General features: G+C 43.6%; 17 protein-coding genes, 1 tRNA gene and 3 rRNA genes (1 of these 21 running past the window's edge). 17 read left to right on the top strand and 4 right to left on the bottom strand.

The features are described 5' to 3' along the window. From MKZ10_RS18470 to tsaD, 8 genes are all read left to right on the top strand, one after another. Window positions 1–13: ribosomal RNA gene (locus MKZ10_RS18470) — 16S ribosomal RNA — on the top strand; it begins 1,539 nt to the left of the window's first position. Window positions 14–290: 277 nt separating this feature from the next. Further along, window positions 291–3,223: ribosomal RNA gene (locus MKZ10_RS18465) — 23S ribosomal RNA — on the top strand. Window positions 3,224–3,304: 81 nt separating this feature from the next. Next, window positions 3,305–3,420 (top strand): 5S ribosomal RNA (gene rrf / locus MKZ10_RS18460). Together the 16S, 23S and 5S rRNA genes with 1 tRNA gene alongside form the textbook arrangement of a ribosomal RNA operon. Before the next feature lie 67 nt (window positions 3,421–3,487). After that, a tRNA-Asp gene (locus tag MKZ10_RS18455) sits at window positions 3,488–3,563 on the top strand. Window positions 3,564–3,723: 160 nt separating this feature from the next. Then, the gene (gene tsaE, locus MKZ10_RS18450) at window positions 3,724–4,176 is read left to right on the top strand and encodes a tRNA (adenosine(37)-N6)-threonylcarbamoyltransferase complex ATPase subunit type 1 TsaE (protein WP_342506674.1); all 453 of its coding nucleotides are present in this window, start codon (window positions 3,724–3,726) and stop codon (window positions 4,174–4,176) included. After that, a complete protein-coding gene (gene tsaB, locus MKZ10_RS18445; RefSeq protein WP_342506672.1) occupies window positions 4,173–4,883 on the top strand; it encodes a tRNA (adenosine(37)-N6)-threonylcarbamoyltransferase complex dimerization subunit type 1 TsaB in 711 nt (236 codons plus the stop codon). The genes tsaE and tsaB overlap by 4 nt, the downstream gene beginning before the upstream one ends. Next, a complete protein-coding gene (gene rimI / locus MKZ10_RS18440) occupies window positions 4,876–5,328 on the top strand; it encodes a ribosomal protein S18-alanine N-acetyltransferase (protein ID WP_342506671.1) in 453 nt (150 codons plus the stop codon). Before tsaB ends, rimI begins: the two co-directional genes overlap by 8 nt. Beyond that, complete coding sequence (gene tsaD, locus MKZ10_RS18435; RefSeq protein ID WP_342506669.1) at window positions 5,325–6,347, top strand: tRNA (adenosine(37)-N6)-threonylcarbamoyltransferase complex transferase subunit TsaD; 1,023 nt, start codon at window positions 5,325–5,327, stop codon at window positions 6,345–6,347. The genes rimI and tsaD overlap by 4 nt, the downstream gene beginning before the upstream one ends. Before the next feature lie 382 nt (window positions 6,348–6,729). Here the strand turns inward: tsaD and MKZ10_RS18430 are convergent, their stop codons facing one another. Next, window positions 6,730–8,661 (bottom strand): ABC-F family ATP-binding cassette domain-containing protein, encoded by a 1,932-nt coding sequence (locus MKZ10_RS18430; protein ID WP_342506667.1) that lies wholly within the window; start codon window positions 8,659–8,661, stop codon window positions 6,730–6,732. Between the two features lie 158 nt (window positions 8,662–8,819). On the opposite strand from MKZ10_RS18430, the gene MKZ10_RS18425 reads away from it, so the two are divergent. The 3 genes from MKZ10_RS18425 to tatC all read left to right on the top strand — a co-directional run bounded on the left by MKZ10_RS18425 (window position 8,820) and on the right by tatC (window position 10,649). Then, window positions 8,820–9,470, top strand: coding sequence for a redox-sensing transcriptional repressor Rex (locus tag MKZ10_RS18425; protein WP_342506665.1), 651 nt, complete (start codon window positions 8,820–8,822; stop codon window positions 9,468–9,470). Between the two features lie 94 nt (window positions 9,471–9,564). Next, complete coding sequence (locus tag MKZ10_RS18420) at window positions 9,565–9,780, top strand: twin-arginine translocase TatA/TatE family subunit (RefSeq protein ID WP_342506663.1); 216 nt, start codon at window positions 9,565–9,567, stop codon at window positions 9,778–9,780. A gap of 17 nt (window positions 9,781–9,797) precedes the next feature. After that, window positions 9,798–10,649, top strand: a complete 852-nt coding sequence (gene tatC, locus MKZ10_RS18415) for a twin-arginine translocase subunit TatC (RefSeq protein ID WP_342506661.1) — start codon at window positions 9,798–9,800, stop codon at window positions 10,647–10,649. Window positions 10,650–10,689: 40 nt separating this feature from the next. On the opposite strand, the gene MKZ10_RS18410 is transcribed toward tatC, so the two are convergent. Next, the gene (locus tag MKZ10_RS18410; RefSeq protein ID WP_342506659.1) at window positions 10,690–11,436 is read right to left on the bottom strand and encodes a CPBP family intramembrane glutamic endopeptidase; all 747 of its coding nucleotides are present in this window, start codon (window positions 11,434–11,436) and stop codon (window positions 10,690–10,692) included. A 241-nt stretch (window positions 11,437–11,677) separates the two neighbouring features. Here MKZ10_RS18410 and groES point away from each other — a divergent pair, with 241 nt between their 5' ends. Together groES and groL are read left to right on the top strand one after the other, a co-directional pair. Further along, on the top strand, window positions 11,678–11,962 hold the full coding sequence (groES, locus tag MKZ10_RS18405) for a co-chaperone GroES (RefSeq protein ID WP_203249170.1): 285 nt from the start codon (window positions 11,678–11,680) through the stop codon (window positions 11,960–11,962). A gap of 55 nt (window positions 11,963–12,017) precedes the next feature. Then, on the top strand, window positions 12,018–13,652 hold the full coding sequence (gene groL, locus MKZ10_RS18400; RefSeq protein WP_342506656.1) for a chaperonin GroEL: 1,635 nt from the start codon (window positions 12,018–12,020) through the stop codon (window positions 13,650–13,652). A 128-nt stretch (window positions 13,653–13,780) separates the two neighbouring features. Here groL and MKZ10_RS18395 read toward each other — a convergent pair whose 3' ends face one another. After that, complete coding sequence (locus MKZ10_RS18395) at window positions 13,781–14,134, bottom strand: hypothetical protein (RefSeq protein ID WP_342506654.1); 354 nt, start codon at window positions 14,132–14,134, stop codon at window positions 13,781–13,783. A gap of 309 nt (window positions 14,135–14,443) precedes the next feature. Between MKZ10_RS18395 and MKZ10_RS18390 the strand changes: the two genes are divergently transcribed. From MKZ10_RS18390 to MKZ10_RS18380, 3 genes are all read left to right on the top strand, one after another. Then, window positions 14,444–15,112: a hypothetical protein gene (locus MKZ10_RS18390; RefSeq protein WP_342506652.1), complete on the top strand. Its 669-nt coding sequence runs from the start codon at window positions 14,444–14,446 to the stop codon at window positions 15,110–15,112. An 86-nt stretch (window positions 15,113–15,198) separates the two neighbouring features. After that, the gene (gene sigI, locus MKZ10_RS18385; RefSeq protein ID WP_342506650.1) at window positions 15,199–15,954 is read left to right on the top strand and encodes an RNA polymerase sigma-I factor; all 756 of its coding nucleotides are present in this window, start codon (window positions 15,199–15,201) and stop codon (window positions 15,952–15,954) included. After that, the gene (locus MKZ10_RS18380) at window positions 15,951–17,000 is read left to right on the top strand and encodes an anti-sigma factor domain-containing protein (RefSeq protein ID WP_342506648.1); all 1,050 of its coding nucleotides are present in this window, start codon (window positions 15,951–15,953) and stop codon (window positions 16,998–17,000) included. Before sigI ends, MKZ10_RS18380 begins: the two co-directional genes overlap by 4 nt. 36 nt (window positions 17,001–17,036) lie before the next feature. Here MKZ10_RS18380 and MKZ10_RS18375 read toward each other — a convergent pair whose 3' ends face one another. Then, window positions 17,037–17,603: a hypothetical protein gene (locus MKZ10_RS18375; protein ID WP_342506646.1), complete on the bottom strand. Its 567-nt coding sequence runs from the start codon at window positions 17,601–17,603 to the stop codon at window positions 17,037–17,039. Window positions 17,604–17,775: 172 nt separating this feature from the next. Here MKZ10_RS18375 and MKZ10_RS18370 point away from each other — a divergent pair, with 172 nt between their 5' ends. Next, entirely contained in the window at window positions 17,776–19,122 is a 1,347-nt protein-coding gene (locus MKZ10_RS18370) for a hypothetical protein (RefSeq protein WP_342506644.1), read from the top strand. Window positions 19,123–19,258 lie beyond the last annotated feature (136 nt).

Below are 19,258 nucleotides of genomic sequence, written 5' to 3'. Positions count from 1 at the left end.
GATCACCTCCTTTCTAAGGAATTATTCGGAATGTAGACCCTAGGGGTCTGCAAGTTGACGTTTTGCGTTCAGTTTTGAAGGTTTATCTTTTATAATAAGAGATGCCTTTTTTAAACTTGTTCATTGAAAACTGGATAAAACGACATTGATAGTAACAAATCAAGAATCAACCACGTAAATAACTTGTTATTTACGATTGCAATACCTTTTTACGACTTTTTCGGATACATCGCTGTTGATGAAAAGTCACCAATGGAATTCATGAAGCGTTAAGCGGATTGAACCCAAAAGGTTAAGTTAGAAAGGGCGCATGGCGGATGCCTTGGCACTAGGAGCCTAAGAAGGACGGCACTAACACCGATATGCTCCGGGGAGCTGTAAGTAAGCTTTGATCCGGAGATTTCCGAATGGGGAAACCCACTGCCCATAATGGGGCAGTACGTTTACGTGAATACATAGCGTAAACGAGGCAGACCCGGAGAACTGAAACATCTAAGTATCCGGAGGAAGAGAAAGAAACATCGATTCCCTGAGTAGCGGCGAGCGAAACGGGAAAAGCCCAAACCAGGAAGCTTGCTTCCTGGGGTTGTAGGACACTCTATACGGAGTTACAAAGGAATGGATTAGGCGAAGCGACCTGGAAAGGTCCGCCGTAGCGGGTAAAAGCCCCGTAGTCGAAAGTCCATTCTCTCCAGAGTGTATCCTGAGTACGGCGGAACACGTGAAATTCCGTCGGAATCCGGGAGGACCATCTCCCAAGGCTAAATACTCCCTAGTGACCGATAGTGAACCAGTACCGTGAGGGAAAGGTGAAAAGCACCCCGGAAGGGGAGTGAAATAGATCCTGAAACCATGTGCCTACAAGTTGTCAGAGCCCGTTAATGGGTGATGGCGTGCCTTTTGTAGAATGAACCGGCGAGTTACGATTCCATGCAAGGTTAAGCAGTGAATGCGGAGCCGCAGCGAAAGCGAGTCTGAATAGGGCGAATGAGTATGGGGTCGTAGACCCGAAACCAGGTGATCTACCCATGTCCAGGGTGAAGGTAAGGTAACACTTACTGGAGGCCCGAACCCACGTATGTTGAAAAATGCGGGGATGAGGTGTGGGTAGCGGTGAAATTCCAATCGAACCTGGAGATAGCTGGTTCTCTCCGAAATAGCTTTAGGGCTAGCCTCAAACTTAAGAATCTCGGAGGTAGAGCACTGTTTGGACTAGGGGCCCATCCCGGGTTACCGAATTCAGACAAACTCCGAATGCCGATGATTTATGTTTGGGAGTCAGACTGCGGGTGATAAGATCCGTAGTCGAGAGGGAAACAGCCCAGACCACCAGTTAAGGTCCCCAAGTATTCGTTAAGTGGAAAAGGATGTGGCGTTGCCCAGACAACCAGGATGTTGGCTCAGAAGCAGCCATCATTTAAAGAGTGCGTAATAGCTCACTGGTCGAGTGGCGCTGCGCCGAAAATGTACCGGGGCTAAACGAATCACCGAAACTGTGGATTGATACCTTTGGTATCAGTGGTAGGAGAGCGTTCCAAGGGCGTTGAAGCTAGACCGTAAGGACTGGTGGAGCGCTTGGAAGTGAGAATGCCGGTATGAGTAGCGAAAGAAGGGTGAGAATCCCTTCCACCGAATGCCCAAGGTTTCCTGAGGAAGGCTCGTCCGCTCAGGGTTAGTCGGGACCTAAGTCGAGGCCGAAAGGCGTAGACGATGGATAACAGGTTGATATTCCTGTACCACCTCCCCGCCGTTTGAGTAATGGGGGGACGCAGTAGGATAGGGTGAGCGCACTGTTGGTTATGTGCGTCTAAGCAGTAAGGTGTGGAATGAGGCAAATCCCGTTCCTATAACATTGAGCTGTGATGGCGAGGAGATTAATCTCCGGAGTCCCTGATTTCACGCTGCCAAGAAAAGCCTCTAGCGAGGCGGGAGGTGCCCGTACCGCAAACCGACACAGGTAGGCGAGGAGAGAATCCTAAGGTGATCGAGAGAACTCTCGTTAAGGAACTCGGCAAAATGACCCCGTAACTTCGGGAGAAGGGGTGCTCTGTTAGGGTGTTAAAGCCCGAGAGAGCCGCAGTGAATAGGCCCAGGCGACTGTTTAGCAAAAACACAGGTCTCTGCAAAACCGTAAGGTGAAGTATAGGGGCTGACGCCTGCCCGGTGCTGGAAGGTTAAGAGGAGAGGTCAGCGCAAGCGAAGCTTTGAATTGAAGCCCCAGTAAACGGCGGCCGTAACTATAACGGTCCTAAGGTAGCGAAATTCCTTGTCGGGTAAGTTCCGACCCGCACGAAAGGCGTAACGATCTGGGCACTGTCTCAACGAGAGACTCGGTGAAATTATAATACCTGTGAAGATGCAGGTTACCCGCGACAGGACGGAAAGACCCCGTGGAGCTTTACTGTAGCCTGATATTGAATTCCGGTGCAGCCTGTACAGGATAGGTAGGAGCCTAAGATTCCGGAGCGCCAGCTTCGGAGGAGGCGTTGGTGGGATACTACCCTGGCTGTATTGGACTTCTAACCCATGCCCCTTATCGGGGCAGGAGACAGTGTCAGGTGGACAGTTTGACTGGGGCGGTCGCCTCCTAAAGAGTAACGGAGGCGCCCAAAGGTTCCCTCAGAATGGTTGGACATCATTCGTAGAGTGCAAAGGCATAAGGGAGCTTGACTGCGAGACCTACAAGTCGAGCAGGGTCGAAAGACGGGCTTAGTGATCCGGTGGTTCCGCATGGAAGGGCCATCGCTCAACGGATAAAAGCTACCCCGGGGATAACAGGCTTATCTCCCCCAAGAGTCCACATCGACGGGGAGGTTTGGCACCTCGATGTCGGCTCATCGCATCCTGGGGCTGTAGTCGGTCCCAAGGGTTGGGCTGTTCGCCCATTAAAGCGGTACGCGAGCTGGGTTCAGAACGTCGTGAGACAGTTCGGTCCCTATCCGTCGCGGGCGCAGGAAATTTGAGAGGAGCTGTCCTTAGTACGAGAGGACCGGGATGGACACACCGCTGGTGTACCAGTTGTCTTGCCAAAGGCATCGCTGGGTAGCTATGTGTGGACGGGATAAATGCTGAAAGCATCTAAGCATGAAGCCCCCCTCGAGATGAGATTTCCCATTACGCAAGTAAGTAAGTTCCCTCAAAGAAGATGAGGTTGATAGGTCTGGGGTGGAAGCGCGGCGACGTGTGGAGCTGACAGATACTAATCGAACGAGGACTTAACCTTCTAGTAAAAAGGGCAGGTTGGCCCTGATTTGTGAAACACACTGTCGTATTATTCAGTTTTGAGTGAACAAGCTCAACATAGTCTGGTGACGAAGGCGAAGAGGTCACACCCGTTCCCATCCCGAACACGGAAGTTAAGCTCTTCAGCGCCGATGGTAGTTGGGGGTTTCCCCCTGCAAGAGTAGGACGTCGCCGGGCTTACACATTTATTTCGACTTAAATGTGTAAAGGATTTTTACAATGTCGAACAAGTATTACCTATTTAGGTCCCGTGGTGTAGCGGTTAACATGCCTGCCTGTCACGCAGGAGATCGCCGGTTCGATCCCGGTCGGGACCGCCATTTAATTTTAATTTACAAACCGATTCTAGGGATTTATTCCAGAGTCGGTTTTTTTTGTTACTTACAAACAACGACTGAAAATGGAGCATTAAGCATCTATACTTTCCGATGGGCGCCATTTTCGGTACACTATAGCAAAGCAGTGGAAAGGAAAAATCGTATGATTAGGGAAATTGAAGTCAATTCTGTTGCTGAAACAGAGCAGTTAGCGGTAAAGTTGGCTGCACTTCTTTCACCACCGGATGTACTTACTCTGGAGGGTGATCTTGGTGCTGGTAAAACGACGTTTACAAAGGCGCTGGCGAGAGGTTTAGGAGTTACTCGAACGGTTAATAGTCCAACATTTACGATTTTAAAGCAGTATGAAGGGAATTACCCTTTCAATCACTTAGATGTTTACCGTTTGGCTGATAGTGATGAAGATCTTGGTTGGGATGAATTGTTTTACGGGGATGCAATATCCGTTATTGAATGGGCACATTTGATTGAGGAGGATTTGCCCTCGGACCGTTTGGAAATTCGACTCGTTCATGGAGGCGGGAATCAGCGGAAGATTACATTGAAGCCGATAGGTGAACGATATGAAAAGATTTGTGAGGGGATTTTCTTATGATTTGGCTTGGGATAGATACAGCTAATACACCACTTTCAGTTGCGGTTGTGAGGGATGGAGAATTGTTGGTGGAGGAAATATCTGCAATGGCCGTTAACCACTCATTACGCGCAATGCCGGCTATTGAAGAGTTGCTGGCAAAGGCTGGACTTGAACCAGCAAATATTGATGCCATTGCTGTTTCGGAAGGACCGGGTTCTTATACAGGTGTGCGTATAGGTGTGACGATTGCGAAAACATTGGCTTGGACACTTGGCAAACCACTCGTTGGTGTTTCTAGCCTGAAGGTATTGGCTACTAATGCATTATTTTTTACAGGTTTAATTTGTCCAATTGTCGATGCTAGAAGAAATAATGTTTATGCAGGCGCTTATCGCTTGGATGCTGGAAAGCTGATGGAAGTTATAGAGGATGGTCATTATTCTTTAGAAGAATTAATCCAGCAGTTGGAGAAGCAAGAAGGTCCATTGTTATTTGTCGGGAAGGATACGGCTATGCATGAACAGCAGATTGTTAAACGACTTGGTGAACGAGCCGAAATAGCGCCGCTCCATCTCAATTTGCCGCGTGCTTCTTCACTCATTTATATTGCAGCTCAGTCGGCACCAGAAACAGATGTACATGCATTTGTTCCAGAATATCGCCGTATTGCCGAGGCAGAGGCGAATTGGTTGAAAGAGCAGGGGAAGGAAAAAGCCAGTGAGTAAAGATATTCAATATAGAAAAATGACGATAGAAGATATTCCTGCCGTTGTGGAAATTGAGCAAGAGTCTTTTGCGATACCATGGACGATGGAAGTTTTTGAGCATGAGATGACGGGGAATGACTATGCGCATTATGTCGTTGCAGTCGATGGCCAAGAGGTTATTGGTCATTGTGGTATGTGGATTGTATTGGATGAGTGTCATATTACGAATGTAGCTGTACGTCCGCATATGCGGGGCAATGGGATTGGTGAAGCCCTAATGAGGGAAGCAATGACACTTTGCGAACAGATGGAAGTTCGGTTGATGACGCTTGAAGTGCGCTTGACGAATGATACTGCACAAAATTTGTATCGTAAGCTTGGTTTCCAGGATGGTGGAATACGAAAAAACTATTATACAGACGACCATGAAGATGCGCTCGTCATGTGGGTGGAGTTCAAATGATGACAGATAACTATATATTAGGGATTGAAACAAGCTGTGATGAAACAGCTGCTTCCATTGTAAAAAATGGAACGGAGATTATTTCAAATGTTGTTGCTTCCCAAATTGTAAGCCAGAAACGATTTGGTGGTGTTGTGCCTGAAATAGCATCGAGACATCATGTAGAACAGATTACGTTGGTCATTGAAGAAGCGCTTGCGGAAGCTGGATTAGTTCCTGCACAGCTGGATGCAGTTGCTGTAACAGAAGGACCAGGACTAGTAGGGGCATTATTAATCGGTGTCAATGCAGCTAAAGCTTTTGCCTTTGCCAATGGTTTGCCGATTGTTGGTGTTCATCATATTGCGGGTCATATTTACGCGAATGAGTTAATGCAACCAATGGAGTTTCCGTTGCTAGCACTCATCGTTTCTGGAGGGCATACGGAGCTTGTACTAATGGAACGACACGGGTCATTCAAACTTATTGGAGAGACACGAGATGACGCTGCTGGTGAAGCCTACGATAAGGTCGCTCGCGTGCTTGGACTTCCTTATCCTGGTGGACCAGAAATTGACCGATTAGCGGCAGAAAGTGATGCGGAAATATCTTTTCCAAGGGCGTGGCTTGAGTCAGATTCGTATGATTTTAGTTTTAGTGGGCTTAAGTCGTCCGTTATTAATTATAAACATAATCTTGAACAGCGTGGAGAACAGATTAATCCAGCTCATGTTGCAGCTGGCTTTCAGGCGAGTGTCGTTGAGGTGCTGACGACGAAAGCATTAAAGGCAGCGAAGGAGTATGGGGTGAAGCAAGTGATTGCGGCTGGTGGTGTTGCAGCAAACAAAGGCTTGCGTGCATCACTAGAACAGGCATTTAAGCAAGAGGAAATTCCCTTTTATGTCCCACCAATTACTCTTTGTACAGATAATGCAGCCATGATTGCGGCCGCAGGAGCAGCGATGTTTGTAGATGGAATACGTGGAAATCTTTCGATGAATGGCAAGCCAGGTATGCCACTCGCTTCGTGGAATCAATAAATAAATGTAAATACGAAAATTGTCATTAAACAACAATTTTCGTGTTTTTATGTTGGAATAATTTCTGAGTTGTCAAGAGGGAACATTCGTACTTATGCACAATCTGTGGACAAGTTGTGCATAACATATGAAATTGTACATTTCATAACGTTGATGACAGGATAACTTTGTGTATAAAAAATAGAGAACCTGTGGATAATGTGCATAACATTGTTTGTATCCCATTCTATCAACATTTTAATTGTGTATAAGATTGTGGGAAATAATTTCCCGAGAAAAACAATGCTGAAGATTATCTATCATATTCCGACAGCCGAAACGACAACGCACCACATTGAATCGGTGCTATCGATTCGATGTGGTGCGTTAAAATCACTACTCTTTAAGAAAGGGATTCCAATTCTTCTTGAAGGAGCAACCAATCTTCTGATTTGTTATCATGATCCATCTGATGTGCATCGATTTGTGCTTGTAGCTCCATTAGCTTCACGTGATCATCTGCATATTCAGGCGTAACAAGTTCGTCTTGCAGGGATGCTATCGCTTCGTCTAACCCGGATAGCTCCGCTTCAAGCTCTGCAATCGACCTCGTCAGTTTTCTTTCCTGCTTTTTCAGTTCTTTATCTTCTTCGTTCTTTCTGCCTTGTAAAGGTATTGTAGTTGCTTTCGTGAGATTCGCCTCGTCAAGCAACTCTTGCTGTTCCAACTTCTTCTCCACAAAATAATCGTAATCGCCGAGATACTCGACAGCACCTGTTGCACTAATGTCAATGACTTTTGTTGCGATACGGTTAATAAAGTAACGGTCATGTGATACGAAGATGAGTGTACCTGGGAAATCATCCAATGCATTTTCGAGAATTTCTTTGCTGTCTAAGTCCAGATGGTTTGTTGGCTCATCGAGAACGAGTGTATTCGATTTTTCGAGCATTAGCTTAGCAAGTGATAGTCGTGCTTTTTCGCCACCTGATAAGGAAGTGACGGGCTTATCCACATCTTCGCCTGTAAATAAAAAGCGACCTAGCACAGAGCGCACATCTTTTTCATTCATCATCGGCCAATCATTCCATAATTCCTGAAGAACAGTGCTAGTCCCAATTAGTGTAGCTTGTTCCTGATCATAATAACCAAATTGAACGTTTGTCCCATAACGTATCAAGCCTGCAATGGCTTCATTTGTTTTGACGAGTGTTTTCAGCAATGTTGACTTGCCGACGCCATTCGGTCCGATGATAGCAATACGGTCTTGCTTGTAGACACGCAGGTTGATGCCTGTTGATACAGGGGTATCGTTATAGCCAATCGCAACATTGTCGAGCGCTAACACATCATTACCACTCGGGCGGTCAATTGAAAAGCTAAAGCTAGCTGATTTTTCGTCTCCGTCAGGCGAATCCATCCAGTCTGTCCGTTCGAGCTGTTTGCGACGGCTCTTCGCCATTTTAGAAGTCGATGCACGAGCAATGTTGCGCTGGACGAAATCTTCGAGTTTCGCTTTCTCACTCATGTCCTTTTCAAAAAGCTTTTGATCACGTTCGTAATTCTTCGATTTTTCGTCGAGATAAGCACTGTAATTACCTATATACTTCGCCACTTTACGCCTAGAAACTTCATAGACGATTGTCACGATTTCATCCAGGAAATAGCGGTCGTGTGAAACAATTAAAATGGCACCCTCATAAGAAACGAGGTATTTTTCCAGCCAGCCGAGCGTTTCGATATCGAGATGGTTTGTCGGCTCATCAAGGATGAGAAGATCAGGCTTGCTAAGCAGCATTTTCGCAAGTGCTAAGCGTGTCTTTTGGCCTCCAGATAGAAGGCTGACGCTTTTTTCATAATCGTCGGGATAAAAGCGCATACCGTGTAGAACGGAGCGCGTGTCTGACTCATATTGATAGCCACCAGAATCCTTGAACTCGATTTGAAGGGCGTCATACTCTGACATTACCCGTTCATAGTCTGTTGGGTTGTCGTATACAGCCGGGTCAGCCATCTGCACCTCAAGTGTCCGTAGCCGTCTTTCCATATTATGAAGTGGTTCGAAGACGGTCATCATTTCTTGCCAGACAGACAAGGAAGAGTCGATACCACTATGCTGTTCAAGATAACCAATTCTAACGTCTTTCGGGATAATTAAATCGCCTGAGTCTGCTGTCATTTCACCAGCAATTATTTTCAGAAGTGTCGACTTGCCTGCTCCGTTACGTCCAACGAGTGCAACGCGGTCACGGTGTTGGACTTCGAGTCGAATATTTTCTAATATATTGGTTCCTGAGAATGATTTTGTCAGTCCGTTCACTTGTAATACAATCATATCGAACACCTCTATTCTACTTTAGTTTACTGGAATGGCTCGAAGCGTGCAACGGTCGACTTTACAACCTTCTGTATCTACTGTACGATAGAATCGGTTTATGTTTGGCCGCTGTTGTGCCAGGTTGTAATGAATGAGTAGGTTCGGGAGGCTATACAATGATAGAAGAAACGCCAAAAATACCACAGGCGACATCAAAGCGGTTGCCTCTCTATTATAGATTTCTTCAAAACTTCGCAAATTTAGGGAAGAAACGTGTATCTTCAAGTGAATTAAGTGAAGCGATGAAAATTGATGCGGCAACAATCCGGCGAGACTTCTCCCATTTTGGGGCGCTTGGCCGCAAAGGATATGGCTATGATGTGCATTATCTTGTCGAATTTTTCCGTCAGATTCTTGATCAGGATGAAGGAACGGATGTTGCACTCATTGGTGTGGGCAGTTTGGGTAGTGCTTTTTTAAAGTATAATTTTCATAAAAACCATAATACACGTATTGTCGTAGCGTTTGATCCAAAAGCTCCGGCAGGGGGAAAAATGTTGAGTGGCATTCCTGTGTTTCACCCAGATACAATTAGTGAAAAAATTGTTGAACTAGGCATTGATCTTGTCATTCTGACAGTACCATCACGGGTAGCGCAGGATGTTACCGATAAGCTGGTGGAGGCAGGGATTAAAGGGATTTTGAACTTTACACCAGTCCGCTTGACGGCACCTGATGAAGTGCGTGTCCATACGATTGATTTATCTGTAGAGTTACAGACACTCATTTATTTCATGAAAAATGACGTCAAAAATTCACAATTATAATGGCCCAATAATAGTAATACAAGCTGTTTTCGTGTAAAATGGATAGCAGAATGAGGGATGGTTTAGTCCTTCTACTACGAGGGAGGTGTCTGAGATGCCAGGTCCAATGAGTTTAGTCATTATCGCAATTATTGCGTTGCTTGTTTTCGGTCCAAAGAAGTTGCCTGAGATTGGGAAGGCGTTCGGTTCTTCATTGCGTGAATTTAAAAACGCGACGAAAGGTCTCGTAGAAAATGACGACGTAAAGAAAGTAGAAGACAAAAAAGCAGAAGTATTGCAAGTGGAAGTTAAGAAAGAAGAAGTGAAGTAAGTTAGGATGTTTGTCCAATGGCAGAAAAAAACTTAACAATCATTGAACATATAGATGAAATTAGAAAACGGCTGATGGTAATCGTCGTTTTCTTTGTTGTTGCAATAATAGGCGGATTTTTCATCGCCAAGCCAATCATACAATTTTTGCAATTTCAGTTTTTGGAGCATGACGGATTAGTTGATGGTACTACGTTAAATGCATTCAGTGTGCTCGATCCTATTATGATCTACTTGAAAGTGATTATTTTTGTTGCGGTCATTATTGTTTCACCGGTTACTATGTATCAGTTATGGGCGTTCATCTCGCCTGGGTTACATGAAACGGAACGACGTGCAACGTTGAGTTATATCCCGTACACGTTCTTCCTATTTGTCGGGGGGATTTCGTTTGCCTATTTTGTACTATTGCCATATGTGATGAAGTTCATGGTGAATTTATCGTCAGATTTGGGCATTACCCAAACAATTGGCATTAATGAGTATTTCTCATTCTTGTTTCAATTACTCATACCATTCGGTATCGTTTTCCAGTTGCCGATTGTCCTGCTATTTTTAACAAGACTTGGTATTTTGGATCCGGCAACATTGGTGAAAATTCGAAAGTATGCTTATTTCGTACTGTTCGTCATTGCAGCCTTTATTACACCGCCTGATTTGTTTTCTCACTTATTCGTGACCGTTCCATTGTTTGCGCTCTATGAAATCAGTATTTTCATATCCAAATTTGGCTATCGAAAATATTTGAAGGCAGAAAAGCAACGGAAGTCGGATGAAGAGCTGGCAGAGCGAGAGCGACAGTTAGAAGAAGTTCGTGCAGAGCAACAGCGACAAATTGACGAAGTGATGGGTCAACAGGAGCAACAATAAAAAAGTCTTCCAACCGAAAATTTCGGTAAGGAAGATTTTTTTATTGGAAAAAGATGATAATTCCTTGCTTTAAACTTTCTAGCTCTTCGAGATATTTTTGAAGTTTCTCGAGGTTTAGATTGGCAATGACGACGAAGCCATTCATGAGTAGGTGGGCAATCATTGGTGTCAGCAGTCGTTTGGTTCGATAGTACAGATAAGAGAATATGAGTCCGGGCGCCATGTAGACTAAAAGATGCTCAAGCTCGTTATGCACTGCAGCAAAAATCAGGGCACTGGCAATGGCGGCAACCCAGAAATTTGTTTTTTGATAAATTCCACCAAAAAGAATGCGTCTAAACACTATTTCTTCTAGGAATGGTGCAAATAAGACGATTGAAAGAATGATGATAGGGGATACTTTTGCAATGTCACTGAGTATAGCCGTATTATCAGACCCCGGCGTGATGCCAAACAAGCCTTCAATCATACCAGCGAGCATTTGTCCTCCCATAACGAGGAAGAAACCGATGATTCCCCAAAGAATCGCATTGCCGGTTGTAGATTTTTTTCCTTTGAAAATATGGAAGAACTTTTTATTGCGAAAGATGAATGCCAAAAATACAATGGCCGCAAGAGCATTGCTGATGAACAATGCCCAAGCGCTTGCGCGATAGGCAATGTCTTTTTCACTATATTGTTCATTCCAGGGGAAGTAGTCAAACAAACCTTGGCTTAAAAAGATACTACCCATATGCATGGCTGCATATGTTGCTAAGAGCCATAAAGAGATTTTCCAGTTTTTCAACGAACCCACCCTTTCAACTGTGGCTGAGGTTAATTTTAGCTGTTTAAAGCCAGATAAGCAAAGAGAAATGTTTAACTCGAATCAATAGGAAGTGTGAACTCTCGACGCAACTACACTGTAGCGTAATTGAAAGTATTTCGCTTGCAATTAATGCAAATATTCATTATGATAGGAAATGTGTTAGCACTCACATCTACCGAGTGCTAAAAATGTAGAAATTACTTTGAGGAGGTTGTTTTACTTGTTGAAACCATTAGGTGACCGTATCTTAATCGAATTGATCGAGGCAGAAGAAAAAACATCAAGCGGTATTGTAATACCGGATTCCGCGAAAGAGAAACCGCAAGAAGGTAAAGTTATTGCGGCAGGTACTGGACGTGTGCTTGAAAATGGCCAGCGCATCGACCTGGAAGTTAAAGAAGGCGATCGGATCATCTTCTCAAAATATGCTGGTACTGAAGTGAAATATGAAGGTAACGAATATCTGATCCTGCGTGAAAGCGACATTTTAGCGATTATCGGCTAATAAGCTACCAATCGGTTAATTTACAAATACACGAAAATCAGGAGGGAACTTATAAATGGCTAAACAAATTAAATTCAATGAAGACGCACGTAGCGCAATGCTTCGTGGTGTTGATACATTAGCAGATGCTGTAAAAGTAACACTTGGACCTAAAGGACGTAACGTTGTTCTTGAAAAGAAATTCGGTTCACCACTTATTACAAACGATGGTGTGACAATCGCAAAAGAAATCGAATTAGAAGATGCATTTGAAAATATGGGTGCTAAACTCGTAGCAGAAGTCGCTTCGAAAACGAACGAAATCGCAGGTGACGGTACAACAACTGCAACGGTTCTAGCGCAAGCAATGATCCGTGAAGGTTTGAAAAACGTTACAGCTGGCGCAAACCCTGTCGGTATCCGTAAAGGAATCGAAAAAGCGGTTATCGCTGCGATTGAAGGATTACAAGATATTTCCGATGAAATCCAAGGGAAAGAAGAAATTGCGCAAGTTGCGGCTATCTCTTCTGGCGACGAGGAAGTCGGACAATTGATCGCTGAAGCAATGGAGCGTGTTGGTAACGATGGTGTTATCACAATTGAAGAATCGAAAGGCTTCACGACTGAACTAGATGTCGTAGAAGGTATGCAATTCGACCGTGGCTATGCGTCTGCTTATATGGCAACAGATACAGACAAAATGGAAGCAGTTCTCGATAACCCATACATTTTAATTACAGATAAAAAGATTACAAACATCCAGGAAATTCTTCCTGTTCTTGAACAAGTCGTTCAACAAGGTAAACCACTTCTAATGATTGCAGAAGACGTTGAAGGCGAAGCGCTAGCAACACTTGTTGTGAACAAACTTCGTGGTACATTCAATGCTGTTGCAGTAAAAGCTCCAGGCTTCGGTGACCGCCGTAAAGCAATGCTAGAAGACATCGCAGTACTAACAGGTGGTCAAGTCATTACAGAAGATTTAGGCCTTGACCTTAAATCAGCAGATATTACGCAACTTGGACACGCAGCGAAAGTCGTTGTAACGAAAGACAACACGACAATCGTCGAAGGTAGCGGCAACTCTGAAGTGATTGCAGGACGCGTTAACCAAATCCGCGTTCAACTTGAAGAATCTACATCTGAATTCGATAAAGAGAAATTGCAAGAACGTCTTGCGAAATTAGCAGGCGGCGTTGCCGTCATCAAAGTTGGAGCGGCAACTGAAACAGAACTAAAAGAACGTAAACTTCGCATCGAAGACGCATTGAACTCTACACGTGCAGCTGTCGAAGAAGGTATCGTTTCTGGTGGTGGTACGGCACTTGTTAACGTCTACAGCAAAGTAGAAGCGTTACTAGAGTCTGTAGAAGGCGACGTAGCAACAGGCGTGAAAATCGTTCTTCGTGCACTTGAAGAGCCAGTTCGTCAAATCGCTAACAACGCAGGCCTTGAAGGCTCAATCGTTGTTGACCGTCTCAAACGTGAAGAAGTTGGCATTGGCTTCAACGCTGCAGAAGGTACTTGGGTCAACATGATGCAAGCAGGTATCGTCGATCCAACTAAGGTGACACGTTCAGCACTTCAAAACGCAGCATCTGTAGCAGCTATGTTCCTAACGACTGAAGCAGTAGTTGCGGACCTTCCTGAGCCAGCTGGTGCTGGAATGGGTGGAATGCCAGATATGGGTGGCATGGGCGGCATGATGTGATCCGTCATATCTAAGATAAAAAGCGTCAACTCCGATTATAGGAGTTGGTGCTTTTTGATTTTTAAAGCACTAAGCTTTTAGTGACAGAGATCGTAATGTTGATCGCGCCAGATTGTTAAAAACAGCTACTAATAGAGTCCGGTACCGGCTAACTGTAGCAATGTAAGGACTATATATTTTTTACCGAGCTCATAATCATCAAAGTTTTTTTCATGGTAGATGGAACCTCTCTCTCTAAAAAAGGTATACCATTTAGCTTCCTCTTCAAAGTAATGGAAGCCTTCACCCATAGAATCTTTGCTCGTTGAATCACTTTGTGGGATGCCATTGACTTCAGTATATGCATATACTTCCTCTTGGCTAACCGTAAACACTTTGGAGTAATGATGATATCTCATATTTTCAACGCCAAGAGTTTTGCATGCAAAATCGAATGGGTTTCCATAAAGTAGTACCTTTATCTGCGTTTCCTTGTCAACCAAAATACCAACTCCCTATATGGCTTTATATATTAACCTTCTATTTTAATTTAATAACGTTTAAAAATAATGGTAGCATAATATTGTAAACACTGATAGACATTTATTGAACATTAAAGAGCTCCCATTTTAATATGGTGCCTTGTTAAAGGAATACTGGAAGATTGTTCTTAAATCTTAGGTAAGCATACGAATATAAATATTTTAGTATGTTCCTAGAAAAAAGTTTTCATCGACCCCCTCAAAAAAAGAATCCTATACGAATAACTGGTATGTCCAAAAAGGGCAAAAAAAATGTTGAGGTGATTTAAAATGCAAAAGAAGTGGAAACAAACGGGAGCAGCATTGCTAATTGCGGGATTAACAGTAACTGGGACGAGCTATGCATGGGCGGATGAAAAAGCGTCTGAAACACTTGATCTTCGCCAGCTTGGAAAGGGTTCGACTACTGATGTAGCGGACAATTCAACTAAAACTGTGGAATTACCTAAAGTGGAAAGCGAAGATAATGAGGATAAAGCAACAACGGAAGAGGAAAGTGTACTTCCAGAAATTCCAGAAGGGTATACTGCTGGAAATCTTGTTGCACTTGCAAAAGCCTATGAACAGGTCCAAAATCCAACAGCAAAAGCAGCTATTAAACGTAACATGGAGCGTTCCATTGAAAAATGGGAGAATAAGCAGGCAGAAGCAGAAACCGATGAACAGCCGGAGCTTGAAACACCTGAGCAACCTGAAACTGTCGTACCTGAACAGCCAGAGGTGAAAGAAGAAGCAGTTGAGGAAGAAGCGCCAGTAAAAGAAGAAAAGCCAGCTAAAGTGAAACAAGAAAAAGCTCCACAAGCACAATTAAATGCACAGCATAAAGCACAAAGAGAAGAATTGAAAGTAACTCAAAAAGCAGAGCGTGAGGCGTTAAAAGCAGAACGTAAAGCGAATAAAGAACAACAAAAGCAAGTGGGAAAAGAAAAGAAAAACTAATTACTTTCTAGCAAACTTCTTTTCATTTTTCGCTGCACCCATTACAATCAAGAGCAACGCGATTGAATGGGAACGGAGGGGTATGTATGTTTTTGTCTATCATACAAGGAATATTCAATAAGAAGTCTGATACAGCATTGAATGAGCTTGTATTGAAGGCAAAGAGAGGCGATAAGGAGGTTATGGATGACCTTCTTATCGCATTTACTCCGTTCATTAAAAAAACGGCTTCTTTCGTATGCAAACGATTTGTCGATGAGCATGATGACGAATTTAGTATAGCAATGAGTGCTTTTTATGAAGCGATTGTGCAGTTCAATCCCGAAGACAACTCATCGTTGACGACCTTTTCACATTTGATTATGAAGAGGAGATTGATCGATCATTTTCGAAAAGAAGCAGCAAGAAATGGCGCGATTCACTTACTGAAAGGTGAAGATGAAACGGCAGCCTCTGATGCTCAACGTTACGTATTTGATCAAGCATCGATTGTATCCTATTCGAGTGAACAACAAGCAGCAGAACGCCGTGAAGAGATCATGGAATATAACAAACTGTTAAAGGACTTTGGTTTATCTTTTCAAGAGCTTTCCAAGTCATCTCCGAAACATACAGATTCAAGGAAGACAGCCTTTCAGATTGCACAAATCATAGCTGAAACACCGGATTTTTATGCTTATCTTATGGCAAATAAAAGATTGCCGATGAAAGAACTTGAATCGACTGTTGAGGTTTCGAGAAAAACGATAGAACGACATAGAAAATATATAATCGCAGTGACGTTACTACTGAATAGTCATTTTGTGTACATAAAGGAATATATAAAAGGGGAACTAATATGATGCGGACATACAGAGGCGTTGTTTGCGAAAAGAAAAATAAATATACTGTATTCCTAACGGATAAAGGCGATTTTCTACGGGGCATTCCAATTGGTAAAACACCAGATATTGGAGAAGAAGTCGACTTTCATCCTGTTTTTACTCCTGCTCTTTTTGGTATGAAAGTAAAGCCGCGATTCGCTGGAGCAGTGATGATTGCTGCAATGCTTCTACTTGCCATCGTAGCATCTTTATTTCCCATGAATGATAAAGTGATGGCTTATGTTCAATTAGAAAACGGTATGGCATTGGAGTTTGGTGTCAATCAGGCTGGAGAGGTCATTACCTTACGTTATTTGAACGATAAGCCAATTGAACACGAAAAGAAACTTGGCGATTGGAAAGGCCAGCCAATCAGTACAGTATTAGACACAGCTGTAACGGAATTATCAGCAGAAAACAATGTAATAATTACGACAATCTTTCCAAACGCCAAAAATCAACAGAAGGTGCAAGGAATTGTTGAAAGTGCAGTTCGAGAAGTACGAAATGCGAATCAAGAATTGACTATCGAAATTGGCGAAGGTACAGCGGAGGAAAGAGTGAAGGCCAATCAGCATGAAATGTCCATTCACAAATTCAAGGCAAGTCAACAAGGCACTCCGATGAATGAAAAGAAACCATCAACAGAAATCAATGACGATAAAACAAATTCAGGAAATCAGCAAAAAGGTCAAGATGAGCTCAAAAAACCGGATAAGCAATCAGTCCCTTCAGCACCTGCTGACAAGAAAAACAATGGAAATGAAGAACGGAAGGATTCAAATGAGCTTAAAGATCCGAAACTGAAAAAACCTGATACAAAGCCGAAGAATGAGCAGGATGAAAAACTGAAGCATTCTCCAACAGAGAAGGAGAAATTATCTAATCCCGCATCGGAAAATAAAAATTCCAATAACGGAAATCAAAACCCGGCATCTAAGCAGCCTAAGGAAAATCAGAACCCGCAGAAACAAAATGGCTATGGAAATCAAGCGCCTCCAGCTGTTGGAAACAGTGAGAAATAATCCTACTGCTCAAGTTTTTTAGAATCAATCTAAACACTATTTCAGCACTAAGATGGCTTTAATCCTACGAAGAATAAATAAACCTAATTCCATCCAAAGCCAACTATAGAGAAGTGAAAAGATGAAAATAATAAGCAAGACCGCTGGATTGAATGAAGAGGAGACGGTTGGGCCGAAAACAGGAAAGCCGAATACGTACAATGGGGTGCAAATCCCTATACTTAATAGTAAAGCATTCGTTATGATAATTTCCGTGCGCTTACTTAGCAAGTGGAATGACCACCCCAACCCTAATCCAAGCAATCCGGTAGTGAAGGGGAAAATAACTAGCTCACTTGGCTCAATCAATACTAATAAACAGATGGTTACGATATAAGTGAAAATCCCTGAGCGCAGGGCCATCAAGGCGACTAACAATATAGGAGCGGTAGCGAAGGGACTAATGGCGTATCCGATACCAGGTAAAAATCCCCCAGCTGATTGTAAAATCGCTGCAAGCGCTGCCATCAACGCCATAAAAAGCAGCTTTTTTGTAGACGACCAGCTAGTAAGTATTCGATGAATATCCTTTGGATGCGTTGGAATAGATTTCGTAAAAGACATGATCCCACCCCCTCTTCCTTCCCTATAAATCTCCAACTGTTCAATATCACTCAAATCTCAAGCCCTATTCTTATACTATTTTTCAAGAAGTATTCTGTGACTGTTATAGGTAGCGGATAGGTGGGCGTCTGCATAAAGTGATAAGGAATATGGAGAGAGGGGATAGGCGTCTATGTCTGAACAGGGATTTCAGAATCAGGCTCATTCAAATCAACATAAAAATCCACAACGAAAACTAGAACCTAAAGATATCCTGTTGCCACCTGGCTATACGATAGATGTGTTTGCAACGGGGTTAACGACACCTATTAATGTCACTTTTACGAGCAAGGGAGAAATGCTCGTTGCTGATTCGGGAATAACGGATGGGAATGGAAAGGTGTTAAAACTGACGGAGCATGGTTTTATTACAATAGCTGATGGATTCCATCCACCATTAACAGGAATTACTGAATATCAAGGGAATATCTATGTTGCACATCGTCGCTATGTCACAATCATCCAGCCTGATGGATCGAAAAAGGACATTATCGAAGGGCTACCAAGTAATGGCGATCATCATAATAATCGAGTGATATTCGGCCCCGATGGAAAAATGTATTTTGGTCAAGGCACCGCTACTAACAGTGGTGTTGTAGGGAAGGACAATGATTGGGTGAAGGAGCATCCTTTCTTTCATGATTATCCCGGTAGCAGGATTACTCTAAGTGGCCAAAACTTTCAAACATCCGGATTTTTAAAGAGCTTTCAAAATCGAACCGTCACTACCGGTGCATATGTACCTTTTGGAGTCGAAACATACTCGGGGAAAATGGTGGATGGAATCAATCGCGCAAGCGGAAGCATATTACGGGCAAATCCTGATGGATCGGAGCTTGAGCTCGTTGCATGGGGTCTTAGAAATCCTTTTAGATTACGGTTCGATCGATTCAATCGATTGTTTACCGCTAATCATGGGATGGATGTTCGGGGAAGCCGCCCGGTCGCCAACTCTCCAGATGAATTTCAATGGATTCGTCCAGGATTGTGGTATGGATTTCCCGATTTCACCGGAGGGTTACCAGTTACGTTACCCCAGTTCCAACCCGAGGGAAAACCTCAACCAAGCTTTTTGTTAAGGGAACATCCAATGCAACCCCCACATCCGGTTGCCAACTTTCCGGCCCATTCTGCTACGATGGGCTTCAGTTTTAATGACAACCCTTCATTCGCGCCGATTGGGGATGTTTTTATTGCCGAGTTTGGAGCGAATGCACCAGGTACGACAGGAGGGAAACCACTCCCACGTGTCGGCCATCGCGTTTCTCGTATCGACATGCAAACAGGGCAAGTACATGGGTTTGCATTGAATCGATCTGGTCTGCCAGCTTCTGAAACAAATGGGGGCGGATTTGAACGACCTATTGATGCCGTGTTCGACGCAAATGGCACACTTTATGTAGTAGATTTCGGTTTGTTTTCTGGAGCGGCGGCTGTTCCACGTACTGGAGTTATTTGGAAAGTGACGAGGGCATCATAACTTTCGCTGCAGGGCCAGTTACCGAAAGAAGACTTCCTCTTCAATCAAGTAAAGCGTGTAGTCCAGTGAGAAGTGTGAGATGAATTTTGGTTGGTCAACGAGACAAAAAAGTAGCCTCTTTACAGTTTTAATTAGC

The sequence above is a fragment of the Sporosarcina sp. FSL K6-2383 genome (assembly GCF_038618305.1).
GTDB lineage: Bacteria > Bacillota > Bacilli > Bacillales_A > Planococcaceae > Sporosarcina.
The sequence above is the reverse complement of the archived record's forward strand: the minus strand, read 5'-3'. Positions and strand labels throughout refer to the sequence as shown.

Bases quoted from the DNA above. Each gene is read 5' to 3' on its own strand.
- tsaE (WP_342506674.1), top strand. From the start codon at position 3,724: ATGATTAGGGAAATTGAAGTCAATTCTGTTGCTGAAACAGAGCAGTTA.
- tsaB (WP_342506672.1), top strand. From the start codon at position 4,173: ATGATTTGGCTTGGGATAGATACAGCTAATACACCACTTTCAGTTGCG.
- tsaD (WP_342506669.1), top strand. From the start codon at position 5,325: ATGATGACAGATAACTATATATTAGGGATTGAAACAAGCTGTGATGAA.
- MKZ10_RS18430 (WP_342506667.1), bottom strand. From the start codon at position 8,661: ATGATTGTATTACAAGTGAACGGACTGACAAAATCATTCTCAGGAACC.
- MKZ10_RS18425 (WP_342506665.1), top strand. From the start codon at position 8,820: ATGATAGAAGAAACGCCAAAAATACCACAGGCGACATCAAAGCGGTTG.
- MKZ10_RS18420 (WP_342506663.1), top strand. From the start codon at position 9,565: ATGCCAGGTCCAATGAGTTTAGTCATTATCGCAATTATTGCGTTGCTT.
- tatC (WP_342506661.1), top strand. From the start codon at position 9,798: ATGGCAGAAAAAAACTTAACAATCATTGAACATATAGATGAAATTAGA.
- groL (WP_342506656.1), top strand. From the start codon at position 12,018: ATGGCTAAACAAATTAAATTCAATGAAGACGCACGTAGCGCAATGCTT.
- MKZ10_RS18390 (WP_342506652.1), top strand. From the start codon at position 14,444: ATGCAAAAGAAGTGGAAACAAACGGGAGCAGCATTGCTAATTGCGGGA.
- sigI (WP_342506650.1), top strand. From the start codon at position 15,199: ATGTTTTTGTCTATCATACAAGGAATATTCAATAAGAAGTCTGATACA.
- MKZ10_RS18380 (WP_342506648.1), top strand. From the start codon at position 15,951: ATGATGCGGACATACAGAGGCGTTGTTTGCGAAAAGAAAAATAAATAT.
- MKZ10_RS18375 (WP_342506646.1), bottom strand. From the start codon at position 17,603: ATGTCTTTTACGAAATCTATTCCAACGCATCCAAAGGATATTCATCGA.
- MKZ10_RS18370 (WP_342506644.1), top strand. From the start codon at position 17,776: ATGTCTGAACAGGGATTTCAGAATCAGGCTCATTCAAATCAACATAAA.